Here is a 14,328-nt window from a genome sequence, read left to right on the forward strand (position 1 = left end):
GCGCCCGAGCACCCGGACGGGGGAGTGGGTCAGCCGCTGGGCAGCGTCGGCAGGACGCGGCGCAGGAACGTCGCGTTGTCCGGGGTCTCGCGCATGCGCTCCAGGAGGGTTTCCAGGCTGGGCTGGCCGTCGCGGGTCTGGAGGGCCCGGCGCAGGCCGCGTACGGCCGTCAACTCGACCGGGGGCAGCAGGAGTTCCTCGCGGCGGGTGCCGGAGGGGTTGATGGCGACGGCCGGGAAGACGCGGCGGGAGGCGAGTTCGCGGTCGAGGCGGAGCTCCATGTTGCCGGTGCTCTTGAGCTCCTCGAAGAAGAAGTCGTCGGCACGGGAGCCGGTCTCCACCAGGGCGGTGGCGAGGATGGTGAGCGAGCCGCCCTCCTCGGCGGCCCGGGCGGCGCCGAAGAACCGCTTGGGGCCGATGAGCGCGGTCGCGTCCACGCCGCCGCTGAGGGTGCGGCCACCGGCGGCGGCCGCGTTGTTGTGCGCCCGGCACAGCCGGGTCAGCGGGTCGAGCAGGATCACGACGTCCTCGCCGTCCTCGACGAGCCGCTTGGCCCGCTCGATCACGAGGTCCGCGAGCGCGATGTGCTGCTTGGGCGTGCGGTCGAAGGTGGAGGCGTACACCTCGCCGCGCACGGAGCGCCGCATGTCGGTGACTTCCTCGGGGCGCTCGTCGAGCAGCACGACCATCAGCCGGCACTCGGGGTGGTTGCCGGCGACGGCCGCCGCGATCTGCTGGAGGAGGACCGTCTTGCCGGTCTTGGGCGGGGCGACGATCAGACCGCGCTGACCCTTGCCCACGGGGGCGATGAGGTCGGCGACCCGGCCGGTGAGACCGGACGCCGGATGTTCGAGGCGGATGCGCTGGCTGGGGTGCAGCGGCGTCAGGTCGTGGAAGTGGCGGCGGCCGCGCAGGTCGTCGGGGGTGCGGCCGTTGATCCGGGCGACCTCGGTGAGGGCGCGCTGGGTGCCGCGCACGCCGTCGACGACGTCGCCCTTGCGCAGACCGTACGTGCGGATCAGCGCGGGGGAGACCTGGAGGTCGGACGGCAGGGGCAGCATGCTCTCGGCGCGCAGCAGACCCTTCCCGTGCGCGTCGATGTCGAGGACGCCGGTGGCGGCGCGGACCGGGAGCTGCTGGACAGTGGGGTGTTCGAGTGTGACGGTCATGGTGGTCGGTCCTTTCGAGGACACAGGGCATGGGACATGCTGAAGGAAGGGGAGTGCCGCGGACTTCGGGAAGGCGGACAGAAGGCCTTCGGGCGGCGGAGAGACACCTCGGAAACGGCGAGGACCGTCGACTGCGAGGTGAGGGGAGAGCCGGTACGACGACCGGCGAACTGAAGGTGAATCGGCACCGGCGCCCAGGACCGGGCGTACACAGGTGCTAACGGGACGGTACCACGGTGGTTCAGCGTGTGGCGAGGAGTCCGTAGAGAAGCGGGATCAGCGGCTCGGGGAGACGCCACCAGCCGGACGGGGTGCGGACCATCTGCGGCCAGCGCGGCCAGGGAAGCTCGTCGCTCTCCCGGAGCCGCCGAATGGCCAGTCCTGCCCCGGTCAACGCATTGATGACCTCGTCTATTCCGTGCATCCACTCATAGCTGTCGGTGGCGTCCGCCACGGCCGGCCCGTCGGTGTAGGTGTGCGTCGCGTCACGGTGCACGGCGTCACCCCTGCCCAGATAGTCGTGCCGGAGCAGCAGCTCGGGCCCCTCACCCGGGGCGGGCTTCGGTCCCAGCGAGTTGAGCAGCGGATGGAACTCGACGAGGTACAACCGCCCGCCCGGACGCAGCAGTTGAGCGACGACACCCGCCCACCGCTCCAGGTCGGGCAGGTAGCACAGCGCACCCTTCCCGGTGTACACGACGTCGAACTGCCGCCCGTCGAGCGCCTCGACGGCGTCGTAGACATTGGCCTGCACGTAGGTGACGTCCAGCCCCGCCTTCGCCGCGATGTCCCGCGCGGCCGCCACCGACGCCGCCGAGAAGTCCAGGCCGGTCGCCCGGGCCCCGCGCCGGACGAAGGCGATCGTCTCGGTGCCGAGATGGCACTGGAGGTGGAGCACGTCGCGGCCGCCCAGCTCGCCGAGGTCGTCCCACTCGAAGCCGGCGAACCAGCGCGCGGGATCGAGATCCTGGTCGAGACCGTAGAAGCGGCTGGCGAGGTGGACGGGGGTACGGGCGTCCCAGTTGGCCTGGTTGGCCCGCATGAACCGCGCGTGCTCGTCGGTGCTCATCAGGCCATCCAACCGGAAGAGCCCGCACCCTGGGCCGCATACCAGCCATTGGCCCCCCGATGGCGGTTCGCGGACGTATGCCGTGACGTCAGGAGGCGGAGCTCGCCTCGGCCTCCTTCGCGATCCGCTCGAACTGGGCGCCCATGGCCTCCGCGAGGGCCTGGGCGCCCGACAACGGCCGCACCATGACCGTGAGTTCGTCGATCAGACCGTCTTCATTGACGTGAATGAAGTCGCAGCCCGTCAGCGCGCGGTCGCCCATCCGGGCGGCGAACACCAGAGCATGGTCGCGGCCGTCGGCCCCGGTGAGCTCGCGCTCGTAGCGGAAGTCCTCGAAGACCCGGGAGACGCCCCGCAGGATCGCCGCCGTGATCGCCTTGCCGGGGTAAGGCTTGAAGACGACCGGGCTGGTGAAGACGACGTCCTCCGCCAGCAGCGCCTCGACCGCATCGAAGTCCCACGCCTCGACGGCCTCACGGAAAGCGCGCATACGACCTCACCTCATAGTCAATTAATTGAATATTCGCGCCCCACGGTATGCCTCGGCCCGCGGCGTGTCCATGGGGGCGCTCCCCTAAGCTGACGCGATGTTCAGCCCAGAAGGCCCGAGCCTCCGCGAACTCGCCGTCCAGGCCCTGTCCTCCGTGGAGCGTGGCTACGACCTCCTCGCCCCGAAGTTCGACCACACGCCCTTCCGGACCCCGGACTCGGTGCTCGACTCCGTCGCGCGGGCGCTGCGGCGGACCGGGCCCTTCGACGCCGGGCTCGACCTGTGCTGCGGCACCGGGGCGGGGGTGGAGGTGCTCGCGCGGGTCTGCCGGGAGAGCGTCACCGGCGTGGACTTCAGTGCCGGCATGCTCGACGTCGCCCGCGAGCGTGAGCGGCCCGCCGGGCCCCGGGTCGACTGGGTCCGAGCGGACGCCCGCGCGCTGCCCTTCCGGCCCGCCTTCGATCTCGTCGTCAGCTTCGGGGCCTTCGGGCACTTCCTGCCGGGGGAGCTGCCGGGACTGTTCGGCCAGGTCCGCTCCGTACTGCGGCCGGGCGGCCGCTTCGCCTTCCCGGTCGTCGCGCCGCCCCGGCCCGGATCGCTCGGCTACTGGATGCTGGGCTTCGACATGGTGATGCGGGTGCGCAACGCGGTCTGGCGGCCGCCGTTCGTCATGTACTACCGGGCCTTCCGGCTGGGGGAGGTTCGTGGGGAGCTGGAGCGCGCCGGTTTCCGCGTCGAGCTGGTGGCGCTGCCCGAGTTCGGCCGCCGGGGCGACGGAAGCCCGCGCGTCCGCATGGTCGTGGCGCGGCTGCCGTACTGAAGGGCGGAGCCGCCGAGCGGGGCCCGCTGCTCGTCGGCTCGGTCCTCGTCCGCAGGTGCGGAGGCCGTCACCGGCGGCCTCCTCGGGCTAGCCCTCCCCGGCGCCGTCTCCGCCCAGCGCCAGGCCGATCGCCGCCTCCGGCCCCAGCTCCCCGCCCTCGCGCACCGCTTCGGCGAACCGGGCGTCGCCCAGGGAGGCGCGCAGCCGGCGCTCGTACTCCCGGTGGAAGACGGTGGTGTCGGGTCTGCCCAGCTGCGGCAGCCCCGCCGTGCGCCACAGGCTTCTGCTGACGCCCAGCAGGCGTGCCGCCAGCTCGTCCTCGCCCCGGGCGGCCTGCGCGGCGACCAGCAGGTCGGCGACCGCGGCGGCGCCGAGCCGGTCGTGCACCCGCCACTTCGCGGTCAGCGCCTCCCGGGCCGGGCGCAGCGCCTCGTCCGGTCGGCCGAGGCCGATCGCGGCGAGCGAGACGAAGAAGTCACCCCAGGCCCGCATCCACAACTCGCCCCGCTTCTGGCATTCCTGGCGCAGCCGTCCGGCGACCGAGGCGCAGCGCTCGAACGCGGCCTGCCCGGCCAGGAGATACGCCTGCAGGGCGAGCGTCATCAGCTGGAAGAACTCGGCGCCGCCGTCGCCCGCCGGGGCCTGCCGGGTGCTCCCGTACAGCACCGCCGAGCGCGCCGACTCGCCCCGCACCGCCAGGCTCGCCCCGGTCAACGGCAGTGCGGGAACCGGGAGATGGCGCTCCTCGGCCAGCCACACATAGGCGGTGCTCACCGATTCGGCGGCCTCCAGGTCGTCCGGTACGAGCGTGACGAGCCGGTGCGCCCACACGGCGAGGGTGTGTTCGGGCCCGCCGCCCTCGGAGGCACGGCGGAGCGCCCGCTCCAGACAGCCCCGGCCCTCCTCCGCGAACCCGCAGGCGAACCAGAAGTACCAGAGGCTGCCCGTGAGTTCGAGCGCGGTCTCCGGCTCGGGCGTCGCCAGGCACTCCTCGACCGCCAGTCGCAGATTGGCGTGCTCCGCGGTCAGCCGCTCCGCCCACATCCGCTGGCCCGGCCCCAGCCACTCCGCCTCGCCCTGGCGGGCGATCCACCGGAAGTAGTCCCGGTGGCGGCGCCGGACCGCCTGTTCCTCGCCGAGCCCGGCCAGCCATTCGGCGCCGAACGAGCGGACGGTGTCGAGCATCCGGTAGCGTCCGGCCACGCCCTCGCCGTCCCGGGTCACGATCGACTTCTCACTGAGCGAGGCGAGCAGTGCGAGGACGTCCTCGGCGCTCAACGGGCCGCCGTGGCAGACGAACTCGGCCGCCTCCACGTCCCAGCCGCCGACGAACACCGACAGCCGGGCCCACAGCAGCCGCTCCAGCGGTGTGCACAGCTCGTGGCTCCAGCCGATGGCCGTGCGCAGCGTCTGGTGCCGGGCCGGCTGTGGCCGGGCGGACGAGACGAGCAGGTCGAAACGTGAGCCCAGCCCTTCCAGCAGCCGTTCGAGCGGCAGGCCCCGCAGTCGTACGGCGGCGAGTTCCAGGGCCAGCGGTATCCCGTCGAGGCGGGCGCAGACCGCCGCCGCATCGGGCCGGTTGGCCTCGGTGAGCGCGAACGACGGCACCGCGGCCGCTGCCCGGGCCGCGAACAGCGCCACCGCGTCGTCCCGTTCGCCCAGCGGCAGTGGCGCCACCGCCAGCAGCTGCTCGCCCGGTACGCCCAGCGCCTGACGGCTGGTCGCCAGGACCCGCAACTCCGGTACCTGGGCCAGGAGTTCCTGCACGACGCGGGCGCACTCCGCCAGGACATGCTCGCAGGTGTCGAGGACGAGCAGCAGCGGCGGTCCGGCGAGGTGCTCGCACACGGCCCCCAGGAGCGGCCGCAGGGTCTGCTCGGTCAGCCGGGTCGCCTGCGCCACGGTGTTCGTGAGCAGGTCCGGATTCCTGAGCTCCGAGAGCTCCACCAGCCAGGTCCCGCCACGGAAGGCCGGCTTCGCGGCGTGTGCGGCGCGCAGCGCGAGCCGGGACTTGCCGACACCTCCCGGCCCCGTCAGTGTCACCAGCCGCGCTGTCCCCAACAGCACTGCGATCTCGGCGAGTTCGAGCCTGCGGCCGATGAACTCGTTCGCTTCGGCGGGAAGGTTGCCGGTCCTGTCGCCCTGCACAGAGGCCGCCATCGTCCCCCCTCACCGCAACCCGACGGTAGGTCACCCTAGCCCCCTGACGGGGAACCGGAATCCGGCGTAGCGTGGAAGTGGTGACGCCCCGTCGAGGGAGGCGCGCGATGGTCCTCGCATCCGCTGTGACGGCCGTGGGCCAGATGCGCCACGGTGACCATCTGCTCCTCGGCTACGACACGGACGAGGAGCGCGAGACCGTCCTCGCCGCGTTCCTGCTCGACGGCCTGGCCAGCGGCCACCGCGGGCTGCTCCTGCCGCCTGCCGACATGCCCGCGGGCGTCGCCCTGTCGTTCCTGGAGGCGCACGGCTGCCAGGTCGACGAGGAGGTCGCGGCCGGCCGGCTGTGCGTCGACGCCCATCTCGCCACCCCCGAGGGGCTGTGGGACCTGGACGAGATGATCCGGCGCGAGGCGCGCCGCGCGGTCGGCGACGGTTTCCTGGGGCTGCGGGTGTGCACGGAGGTCCTGCGCGCGCAGGCGGGGAAGGGGCTCAAGACACTCCACGACAGCGAACTCCTCCTCGACCCCGTGTTCGCCGCACTGCCGGTGCTCGGTATCTGCCAGTACGACAACCGGGTCTTCGACGAGACCGAACTGGCCCCGCTCGCCGGGCTCCACCACGGCCTGGTGGGTGCCGACCAGGTGTGGCGCGACGACCTGCTGACCATCACGCGCACCTTCGCACCCCCCGGACTCGCCCTCGCGGGGGAGGTGGACGACACCAACGTCACCGCCGTCGCCCGCGCCCTGCACGCCGAACGGGCCCGCCCCGCCAGCGGCGCCCGCATCCGGCTCGACCTGCACGAACTGCACTTCATCGACGTCGGCGCACTGCGCCTGCTGGTCTTCTCCGCTCTCGCCCTCTCCGCCGTGGACGGCACCCTCGTCCTGTCGGGAGTAGCCCCGCACATCCAGCGGGTGATGCGGGTGACCGGCTGGGACCGCGTACCCGGCCTGCGCTTCGAACCGGACGGAGACACACCATGACCCGCACACGCTTCGTCCATCAGGCCCTGCGCTACGGCTCGGACACCGAATTCCTCGCCGGCACGGCGGGCTTCGTCACCGAGGGCCTCGACGCCGGCGACGCCGTCCTCGCGGTGGTGAGCCCGCACAACATCACGCTGCTCGTCGAGACGCTCGGCGACCGCTCCCGCGAGGCCGAGTTCGCCGACGCCCATGACTGGCACGACTACCCGTCCCGCACCCTGGGCCGCTACCACGCCTACTGCGACCGGCAGGGCACCGGCCGACGTGTGCGCGTCGTCGGCGAACCCGTCTGGGCGGGCCGCGACGCCTTCGAGACCCGGGAGTGGATGCCCTACGAGTCCCTCCTGAACGTCGCCTTCGCCGGTACGGGCCACTGGATCCTCTGCCCGTACGACACCCGCACGCTGCCCTCCGGCATCGTCCGCACCGCGGCCCGCACCCACCCCGAACTCGCCGACGGAGCAGCCGACTTCACCGGCCCCGCCGACTTCTGCGCGGAGTGCGACGCGCTACGACCCGGCCGCCTGCCCGCGGGCCCGGACGACCTCCCCTTCGCCCGCGGTGGCTCGGCCGCCGTACGCCAGGGCCTCGCCGAGTACGCCCGCCGCGTCGGCCTGCCGGAGCAGCGGACGTACGACCTGGTGGCGGCGGTGCACGAGAGCGTCGTCAACGCCCTGCGCTACGGCGGCGGACGGGGCGTCGTACGGCTGCGCAGCGACCCCGAGTACGTCATCTGCGAAGTCCGGGACGAGGGAGCGCACTCGTCGGCGCCCCGGTCGCCCTTCCCCGGCCATCTGCCGCCCGAGCCGCGCGCCCCGGGCGGCCACGGGATGTGGCTCGTACGGCAGTTGACGGACCTGGTCAGCGCGGATCTGGACCCGTCCGGTTCCGCGGTGCAGCTGTACTTCCGTCGGCCGGCAGCGTGAACTCGTAGACCAGTGCCTCCTGCCGGGCGTCCAGTACGAGGTCGGTGATCTCCAGGGGCCGGGCGTACTGGTCGTGGACGTGGCGGGTGACCCGGACCGAGGGGGTGTCGGCGAGCGGGGTGATGGAGTCGCGGTGGTGCAGGGTCAGGCCCGCCTTGCGCATCCAGTCGTAGGCCCGCCGCAGCTGCGCCGAGGCGTTGCCGTCGGCCCGCCCGCGATACCGGGCGAGCTCCTCGACCTCGGCGAGTGCCACGGTGGAGAAGGAGGTCAGGGCCGTACGCCGGCCCGACTCGTAGCGGTGCACCAAGGTCGGCCGGTGCGGGGCGAGCCCCAGCGCCTCGGCGTGTTCCGGCGGGGGAGTCTCCCAGGTGACGGTCGCCCGGTCGGCCGCACCCGGGCCCGCGGTGTCGGCGCCGACCGGAAAGGCCAGCGTGGACGGAGCCTCGACCGGTGTCGTGGCAAGGGCGGCATGGCTGCCCCGCCGGTCGGTGGCGACCAGGCCGTCGCGGCGCAGCACCTGGAGCGCCTGCCGGACGGTTTCCCTGCTGACCCCGAAGTGCTCGGCCAGCTTCCGCTCACCCGGCAGCCGTTCACCGGGTGGGACGGTGCCGTCGCGCAGCTCGTCGAGCAACTGTGTGGCGATCCTCCAGTACAGGGGCTGGTCCTCGTGCGGGGTGGTGGTGCGGGCCATGCCGCGCCTCCTGTCGGTGACGTGCCGTAGCCGTGCGGGCTCATTGCGCCACCAGATCTAGCATTGGTCTAAACCACGAGGGAAGGGTGGCCCGTGGGATCGACCGAAACCGGCCCACCCGTCACAGGGCCCCGTAGAGGGCGTCGATCAGCGCCATCTTCCGCGGATCGTCGGCGATATGAGGCCCCATCCGGTTCATGACGTAACCGAGGGACACCTCCGCCTCGGGGTCGGCCAGCCCGCAGGAACCGCCGAATCCGTCGTGCCCGAAGGCCTGGGGATTGGGCCCGTACGACGCGTTCGCCCCGCTGAGCCACAGCCCAAGGCCGATCTCGGTCTCGCTCTCGAAACCGGCGCCCAGCACCAGGTCCCGGCAGCTGCCCTGCCCCTCGCGCACCCGCTCGGCGGCCTCCGGCGACAGGATGCGGCGGCCGTCGTACGTCCCCCGCCCCGCGAAGACGCCGTACAGCTGGGACACCGCACGGGCGGTCCCGTGGCCGTTGGCGGCGGGGATCTCGGCGGCCCGCCACCCGGGTGTGTTGGCCTCGGTCGCACCGGCCAACGGGTTGGCCAGCGCGGCCAGCGCGAGGGGTGCCAACTGGCTGAAGATCGCGGCCTGTTCACTGCTCGACGCGGCCGGCGGATGGACCAGCTCGGCCGCGCGCCCGTACTCCTTCTCCGGCAGCCCCACGGTGAAGTCGATGCCGAGCGGCCCGGTCACCTCCCGCTCCAGGAAGGCCCCCGGCAGCAGCCCCGACACCCGCCGCACCACCTCGCCGACCAGGAAGCCGTACGTCAGCGCGTGGTACCCGGACCGCGAGCCAGGCTCCCACCAGGGCTCCGTCTCCGCGAGCCGCCGCGTCGTGAACTCCCAGTCGTAGAGCTGCTCCAGCGAGTGCGGCTCCCGTGGTCCGGACAGCCCGGCCCGGTGCGACAGCAGATGCCGTACGAGCACCTTCTCCTTGCCCGCCGCGGCGAACTCGGGCCAATACACGGCCACCGGCGCGTCGAGGTCCAGCAGCCCCCGGTCGGCGAGGATGTGCGCGCACAGGGCCACCGGCCCCTTCGAGGTCGACCACACATTGACCAGCGTGTCCCGCTCCCACGTCCGGGTGCGCGCGGCGTCCGCCCACCCGCCCCACAGATCCACCACGGTTCGCCCGCCGACCGTGACGGCCACCGCCGCCCCCAGCTCGCCCCGCTCCCGGAAGTTCTCCTCGAACGCGACACGCACCGCCGCGAAACGCTCGTCGCAGTGCCCCTGAACGCGGGCTCCGTGCTCGGACATGGCTGGCCTCCGTCGTCCGCCGAAAGCCCGGACCGCGTCAGTGCGGCCCGGGCCCGATGAACGTACCGACTGGTCGGACTGGAGGGAAGGCCTGGTTCGTCAGAGGTACGAGCGCAGCCAGCGCAGCTTGACGGCCTGCTGGTAGGGGCCGCCGCCCTCGTGGTCGTTGAAGTCGTAGACCTCGATCTCCTTTTCGTCGTGCGCCCAGGCGCTGAACGCGGCGAAGACCGTCGAGGGCGGGCAGGTCTGATCCTCCAGGGCCGTGGAGAAGAGGGCCGGGGCGCGGCCGCGGGCGGCGAAGTGGACGCCGTCGAAGTAGGACAGGGTGCGCAGGGCGTCCTCGGTGCGGCCGCGGTGGGTCTTGAGGAACAGGCCGATCTCGCGGTACGGGTGACGGTCCGTCAACTTCGCGGCGCGGGGGAAGTCGCACAGGAACGGCACGTCCGGCGCGACGGCGACCAGGTCCGGGACCAGACCGCCCACGGCGATCGTGATGCCGCCGCCCTGGCTCGAGCCGAGCACGACCGTGCGGGAGGCGTCGGTCGCGGGATGCGAACGGGCCGCCTCGACGGCGCGCACCCCGTCCGTGAACACCCGGCGGTAGTAGTAGTTCTCGGGTGCGTCGATACCACGCGTCATGAAACCGGGGTACGCGGGCGCCCCGCCTATGGGATCCGCCGTGCCGCCGCCCCCGCCCCACGCGCTGCCCTGGCCGCGGGTGTCCATCACGAAGTGCGCCCGGCCCGTGGACGCCCACAGCAGGTGCTCGTGCGGCAGCCCGCGCCCGCCTCCGTACCCGATGAACTCCACGACCAGCGGCAGCGGTTCGGCGGCCCCGGCGGGCAGTGTCAGCCAGCCCTTCACCGGGTGCCCACCGAACCCCGCGAAGGTCACGTCGTACACCTCGACCGTGGTCAGACCGGTGTCGACGAGTTCGAAACGGGCGTCCAGGTCGTGCTCGCGGGCCTCCTGGAGGGTCTTGGTCCAGAACGCGTCGAAGTCCTCGGGCTCGACGGACGCGCTGCGGTACTCGTGGAGCTCGTCGAGGGGGAGGTCGAACAGGGCCATGCAGGACCGCCTTTGAAGAGGGCCAGTGATGATCACACCGTACGTGTGACGTCCGACGACTCGCCAGGCCTTCGGCCAGGTACCTGTCTACGATGACGCCATGACGTCAGCCGTTGATCTGCTGGTCAAGGACGCCGGACTGCTGGTCGTGGACGGGGATCGGGAGATCCCCGGCGGCTGGGTCGCCGTCACCAATGGTCGGGTCACCGCCGTGGGCACCCCCGGAAGCGAACCCGGGGCCTCGACCACGCTCTCCGCGGCGGGACGGCTCGTCACCCCGGGCCTGGTCAACACGCACCATCACCTCTACCAGAACCTCACCCGCTCCTACGCGCCCGCCGTGAACGGCACCCTCTTCGACTGGCTGACCACGCTCTATCCGCTGTGGGCCGCCCTCGACGAGGAGGCCGCGTACGTCTCCGCGTACGTCGGCATGACCGAGCTGCTCATGGGCGGCTGCACGACCTCCTCGGACCACCTCTACGTCCACCCGCGGCCACGCCTGGTGGACGCCGAGATCAGCGCCGCCCGCGACATCGGCTTCCGCTTCCACGCGACGCGCGGCTCGATGACCCGGTCCGTCGAGGACGGGGGACTGCCGCCGAGGAGCGTCACACAGAGCACGGACGAGGTGCTCGCCGACAGCGAGCGTCTGATCAGGGCCCACCACGATCCGGCACCGGGCGCCCTGATCCGCGTCGCACTCGCCCCCTGCTCACCGTTCTCGGTCACCAAGGACGTCATGACGGCCACGGCCGAACTCGCCGAGCGCCACGACGTACGCCTCCACACCCACCTGGCCGAGGACCACGACGAGGACACGTACTGCCAGGAGACCTACGGCTGCCGGCCCGTGGAGTACTTCGAGGACTGCGGCTGGATGAGCGACCGGACCTGGGTCGCCCACTGCATCTACCCCGACGACGACGAGCTGCGCCGCCTCGCGGCCGCGGGCGTCGGCGTGGCGCACTGCCCCAGCTCCAACATGCTGATCGGCGGCGGCACGGCCCGGGTGCGGGAGATGCGCGAACTCGGCCTGCCCGTCGGCATCGGCTGCGACGGCTCGGCCTCCACGGACCACGCCTCCCTCTGGATGGAGACGCGGAACGCCCTGCTGCTCGGCCGCTACCGCGGCGGCCCCGGTGCGATGACCGCGCGGGACGCCCTCGACATGGCCACCCGCGGCTCGGCCCGCTGCCTCGGCCGCGACGAGGAGATCGGCCATCTGCGCCCCGGCGCCTGCGCCGACCTCGTCGTCTGGGACCTCCACGAGGTCGCCCTCGCGGGCGCGCTCAGCGACCCGGTGGAGGCCTGGCTGCGCTGCGGGCCGGCCCGGGCGTGGACGACGATGGTCGGCGGGCGGGTCCTCGTCGACCGCGCGGAACCCGTGCTGCCGGGGCTGGCGGGGACGTTGCGGGACCACGGGCGGATCGCCCGGCGGATGCAGGGGATGGGCTGACGCGGGACCGCCGGCCGTTCGAGGGGTCGGCTCACGCCCACCGCCACCGCGACCACTCCGGCTCGGTGCGCGCCCACTCCTCCTCCCACTCCGCCAGCCGGTGCCGCGTGGCCACATGTCGTACGGCGGCACGGCCCAGGAGAATCAGAGCGGCCGAGCCGCCCGTGGCGCAGGCGCCCATGGTGAGGGTGTACTGCCAGACGGAGAAGCCGTCCGGGGGCGGCTTGACGTTACGGCCCCGGGAGTCGAACCACACCTCGACCACGTCACCGTCGCGTGTGCCGCCCGGGACCCGCGCCGTGGCGGTCCGCTCGTTCCCGTCCGGTTCCGTCCAGCGGACCGTCGTGAGATACGTGTGCTGTCGGGCACCCTGCATCGTCGGCGGTGAGCCGGGATCCACGCCGACCACCTCGGCCCGCACGCTGTGCCGCTCGGCACGCTGGGACGCCGCGGTCGCCTGCGCCTCGGCACGGGCCCACCCGGCCGCGACCACCCCGGCGAGCGGCGCGGCCACGAGCAGCAGCACGGCGAAGGCCAGCGCCGTCCACGCCTCGACCACGTCCGACCGGCGCCGCAGCGGATTCCGCCGCCACCGCCAGCCGCGCACCCGGGTTCGCATGTCGACCTCCGCACCGCGTACGCCTGCGAGTGCCCGCACAGACCCGGTACCCGCTCACAGCCCCGCTGCACAGGAGTGCCCGGCCGTCTTGCCGTGAAACTGAGGGATGGCGGGGAGGATCAGCCGAACCGTTCGATCCGGATCCGCTCCACCGGCTGTCCCGCCGCGACCAGCAACCGCGACGCGTGCTCCGCGAAGGCATTGGAGCCGCACACATAGGCCTCCCACCCACCGGGAGGCTGCTCGGCCAGGAGCGGCGCCACATGTGCGGCCGCCATACGCCCCACCGGTGCCCCCTGCGGGGCCCTGCGGGTGAAGACGGGTGTCGTCTCGGCGCCGAACTCGCCCGCGTAGATGAGCTCCTCGGGGCTGCGCGCCGACACCAGCAGCCGCAGCGGTACGGACAGGCCCTGTGCCCGGTGGTGCCGCACCATCGACATCAGCGGGACGACCCCGGAGCCGGCGCCGATCAGCAGCGCGGGCCGGTCGCCGGGCCAGGCGAAGAAGCCGCTGAGGGGGCCGCGCACCTCGACCTCGTCACCGGGCTCGGCGACCGTGTGGAACCAGCCCGACACCTCGCCGCCCTCGACATGGTCCAGGGTCAGCTCGATGTGCCCCGCGTCGTCGGGCGCGGACGCGATCGAGTAGTGGCGCTGGGCCACATAGCCGTCCTCGGCGGTCAGCCGCAGCATCAGATGCTGACCGGGCAGATGCCCCGCCCAGGCGGGCACCGCGAACCGGTAGGTGGCGGCGTGCGGAGTCTCCCGGCGGATCTCGGTGAGCCTGGCGGTCTGCCACAGCGCGGCGGCCCGGTTGCTGACGGCGATGCGGCCGGGCACGGCGAACCGCGTCGGGGGAGTGAAGGAAGGCGCTTCCACGGCTTGCTCAGTCACCGGAGTACCTCTGCTCCTCCCACGGGTTGCCCCGCGCGTGATAGCCGTTCTGTTCCCAGAACCCCGGCTCGTCCTGGTCGAGGAGCCGCAGGCCCGCGATCCACTTGGCGCTCTTCCAGAAGTACAGGTGCGGTACGAGCAGTCGTGCCGGCCAGCCGTGCTCGGGGGACAGCGGCTTCCCGTCGAACTCCCACGCGATCCACGCCTTGCCGCCGGTCACGTCGGCCAGCGGCAGGTTGGTGGTGTAGCCGGTGTGGGAGTAGGCGACGACATGGGTGGCGGACCCATGTGGCCGGACCACATCGAGGAAGGCGTCCAGCGAGACACCCCCGAACCGCACCCCGAACTTCGACCAGCTCGTCACACAGTGGATGTCACCCTCGTACACCGAACCCGGCAGCGCGTGCGCCTCGTCCCAGTCCCAGGTGTGCGGTTCCTCGACCAGCCCGTCGACGTGGAAGGTCCACTCGGCCGGCGACAGCTCCGGCGTGACCTCCGCGGACAGCACGGGCCAGTCGTCGCCCGCGTCGTACTGGCCGGGAGGAAGCCCGGCGTTGTGGGCGCGGGGGCGCCCGGTGAAGCCTCGGGTGACGTTCATGGTTCAACCGTACGCTGTGGTCGGCGGTGCTCCGTCCCTGGTCAGGACCGCGATCATTGCGGCCGTATGAACACTCCGCCGCCTGG

14 protein-coding genes are annotated in these 14,328 nt (G+C 72.6%); 4 read left to right on the forward strand and 10 right to left on the reverse strand.

What is annotated here, in order from left to right:
- Positions 1–29: 29 nt before the first annotated feature.
- The 3 genes from rho to QF037_RS41610 all read right to left on the reverse strand — a co-directional run bounded on the left by rho (position 30) and on the right by QF037_RS41610 (position 2,728).
- The gene (gene rho / locus QF037_RS41600) at positions 30–1,169 is read right to left on the reverse strand and encodes a transcription termination factor Rho (RefSeq protein ID WP_307034450.1); all 1,140 of its coding nucleotides are present in this window, start codon (positions 1,167–1,169) and stop codon (positions 30–32) included.
- Positions 1,170–1,410: 241 nt separating this feature from the next.
- A complete protein-coding gene (locus QF037_RS41605; protein ID WP_307034452.1) occupies positions 1,411–2,238 on the reverse strand; it encodes a class I SAM-dependent methyltransferase in 828 nt (275 codons plus the stop codon).
- An 88-nt stretch (positions 2,239–2,326) separates the two neighbouring features.
- Positions 2,327–2,728 carry a nuclear transport factor 2 family protein gene (locus tag QF037_RS41610; RefSeq protein ID WP_307034454.1) on the reverse strand — a complete coding sequence of 134 codons (402 nt, stop codon included), beginning with the start codon at positions 2,726–2,728 and terminating at the stop codon, positions 2,327–2,329.
- A gap of 97 nt (positions 2,729–2,825) precedes the next feature.
- Between QF037_RS41610 and QF037_RS41615 the strand changes: the two genes are divergently transcribed.
- Entirely contained in the window at positions 2,826–3,548 is a 723-nt protein-coding gene (locus QF037_RS41615) for a class I SAM-dependent methyltransferase (RefSeq protein ID WP_307034456.1), read from the forward strand.
- An 87-nt stretch (positions 3,549–3,635) separates the two neighbouring features.
- On the opposite strand, the gene QF037_RS41620 is transcribed toward QF037_RS41615, so the two are convergent.
- Positions 3,636–5,708 (reverse strand): ATP-binding protein, encoded by a 2,073-nt coding sequence (locus QF037_RS41620; RefSeq protein WP_307034457.1) that lies wholly within the window; start codon positions 5,706–5,708, stop codon positions 3,636–3,638.
- 107 nt (positions 5,709–5,815) lie between these two features.
- Here QF037_RS41620 and QF037_RS41625 point away from each other — a divergent pair, with 107 nt between their 5' ends.
- Positions 5,816–6,697, forward strand: a complete 882-nt coding sequence (locus QF037_RS41625; protein ID WP_307034459.1) for an MEDS domain-containing protein — start codon at positions 5,816–5,818, stop codon at positions 6,695–6,697.
- Entirely contained in the window at positions 6,694–7,626 is a 933-nt protein-coding gene (locus QF037_RS41630) for a sensor histidine kinase (RefSeq protein WP_307034461.1), read from the forward strand. Before QF037_RS41625 ends, QF037_RS41630 begins: the two co-directional genes overlap by 4 nt.
- On the opposite strand, the gene QF037_RS41635 is transcribed toward QF037_RS41630, so the two are convergent.
- From QF037_RS41635 to QF037_RS41645, 3 genes are all read right to left on the reverse strand, one after another.
- Positions 7,562–8,317, reverse strand: coding sequence for a GntR family transcriptional regulator (locus tag QF037_RS41635; RefSeq protein WP_307034463.1), 756 nt, complete (start codon positions 8,315–8,317; stop codon positions 7,562–7,564). The genes QF037_RS41630 and QF037_RS41635 overlap by 65 nt on opposite strands.
- A gap of 121 nt (positions 8,318–8,438) precedes the next feature.
- Positions 8,439–9,605: a serine hydrolase domain-containing protein gene (locus QF037_RS41640; protein WP_307034465.1), complete on the reverse strand. Its 1,167-nt coding sequence runs from the start codon at positions 9,603–9,605 to the stop codon at positions 8,439–8,441.
- Between the two features lie 99 nt (positions 9,606–9,704).
- Positions 9,705–10,673: an acetylxylan esterase gene (locus QF037_RS41645; RefSeq protein ID WP_307034467.1), complete on the reverse strand. Its 969-nt coding sequence runs from the start codon at positions 10,671–10,673 to the stop codon at positions 9,705–9,707.
- 100 nt (positions 10,674–10,773) lie between these two features.
- Here QF037_RS41645 and QF037_RS41650 point away from each other — a divergent pair, with 100 nt between their 5' ends.
- Positions 10,774–12,132, forward strand: a complete 1,359-nt coding sequence (locus tag QF037_RS41650) for an 8-oxoguanine deaminase (protein WP_307034469.1) — start codon at positions 10,774–10,776, stop codon at positions 12,130–12,132.
- 31 nt (positions 12,133–12,163) lie between these two features.
- Here QF037_RS41650 and QF037_RS41655 read toward each other — a convergent pair whose 3' ends face one another.
- From QF037_RS41655 to QF037_RS41665, 3 genes are all read right to left on the reverse strand, one after another.
- Positions 12,164–12,751 (reverse strand): Rv1733c family protein, encoded by a 588-nt coding sequence (locus tag QF037_RS41655; RefSeq protein WP_307034471.1) that lies wholly within the window; start codon positions 12,749–12,751, stop codon positions 12,164–12,166.
- Positions 12,752–12,870: 119 nt separating this feature from the next.
- Positions 12,871–13,644: a ferredoxin reductase gene (locus QF037_RS41660; protein WP_307034473.1), complete on the reverse strand. Its 774-nt coding sequence runs from the start codon at positions 13,642–13,644 to the stop codon at positions 12,871–12,873.
- Positions 13,637–14,242, reverse strand: coding sequence for a sulfite oxidase-like oxidoreductase (locus QF037_RS41665; protein ID WP_307034475.1), 606 nt, complete (start codon positions 14,240–14,242; stop codon positions 13,637–13,639). The genes QF037_RS41660 and QF037_RS41665 overlap by 8 nt, the downstream gene beginning before the upstream one ends.
- Between the last annotated feature and the right edge of the window lie 86 nt (positions 14,243–14,328).

This window comes from Streptomyces canus (assembly GCF_030815415.1).
GTDB lineage: Bacteria > Actinomycetota > Actinomycetes > Streptomycetales > Streptomycetaceae > Streptomyces > Streptomyces canus_F.

What these genes read in the sequence shown, in the direction of transcription:
- rho (WP_307034450.1), bottom strand. Translation starts at nt 1,169, where the DNA reads ATGACCGTCACACTCGAACACCCCACTGTCCAGCAGCTCCCGGTCCGC.
- QF037_RS41605 (WP_307034452.1), bottom strand. Translation starts at nt 2,238, where the DNA reads ATGAGCACCGACGAGCACGCGCGGTTCATGCGGGCCAACCAGGCCAAC.
- QF037_RS41610 (WP_307034454.1), bottom strand. Translation starts at nt 2,728, where the DNA reads ATGCGCGCTTTCCGTGAGGCCGTCGAGGCGTGGGACTTCGATGCGGTC.
- QF037_RS41615 (WP_307034456.1), top strand. Translation starts at nt 2,826, where the DNA reads ATGTTCAGCCCAGAAGGCCCGAGCCTCCGCGAACTCGCCGTCCAGGCC.
- QF037_RS41620 (WP_307034457.1), bottom strand. Translation starts at nt 5,708, where the DNA reads ATGGCGGCCTCTGTGCAGGGCGACAGGACCGGCAACCTTCCCGCCGAA.
- QF037_RS41625 (WP_307034459.1), top strand. Translation starts at nt 5,816, where the DNA reads ATGGTCCTCGCATCCGCTGTGACGGCCGTGGGCCAGATGCGCCACGGT.
- QF037_RS41630 (WP_307034461.1), top strand. Translation starts at nt 6,694, where the DNA reads ATGACCCGCACACGCTTCGTCCATCAGGCCCTGCGCTACGGCTCGGAC.
- QF037_RS41635 (WP_307034463.1), bottom strand. Translation starts at nt 8,317, where the DNA reads ATGGCCCGCACCACCACCCCGCACGAGGACCAGCCCCTGTACTGGAGG.
- QF037_RS41640 (WP_307034465.1), bottom strand. Translation starts at nt 9,605, where the DNA reads ATGTCCGAGCACGGAGCCCGCGTTCAGGGGCACTGCGACGAGCGTTTC.
- QF037_RS41645 (WP_307034467.1), bottom strand. Translation starts at nt 10,673, where the DNA reads ATGGCCCTGTTCGACCTCCCCCTCGACGAGCTCCACGAGTACCGCAGC.
- QF037_RS41650 (WP_307034469.1), top strand. Translation starts at nt 10,774, where the DNA reads ATGACGTCAGCCGTTGATCTGCTGGTCAAGGACGCCGGACTGCTGGTC.
- QF037_RS41655 (WP_307034471.1), bottom strand. Translation starts at nt 12,751, where the DNA reads ATGCGAACCCGGGTGCGCGGCTGGCGGTGGCGGCGGAATCCGCTGCGG.
- QF037_RS41665 (WP_307034475.1), bottom strand. Translation starts at nt 14,242, where the DNA reads ATGAACGTCACCCGAGGCTTCACCGGGCGCCCCCGCGCCCACAACGCC.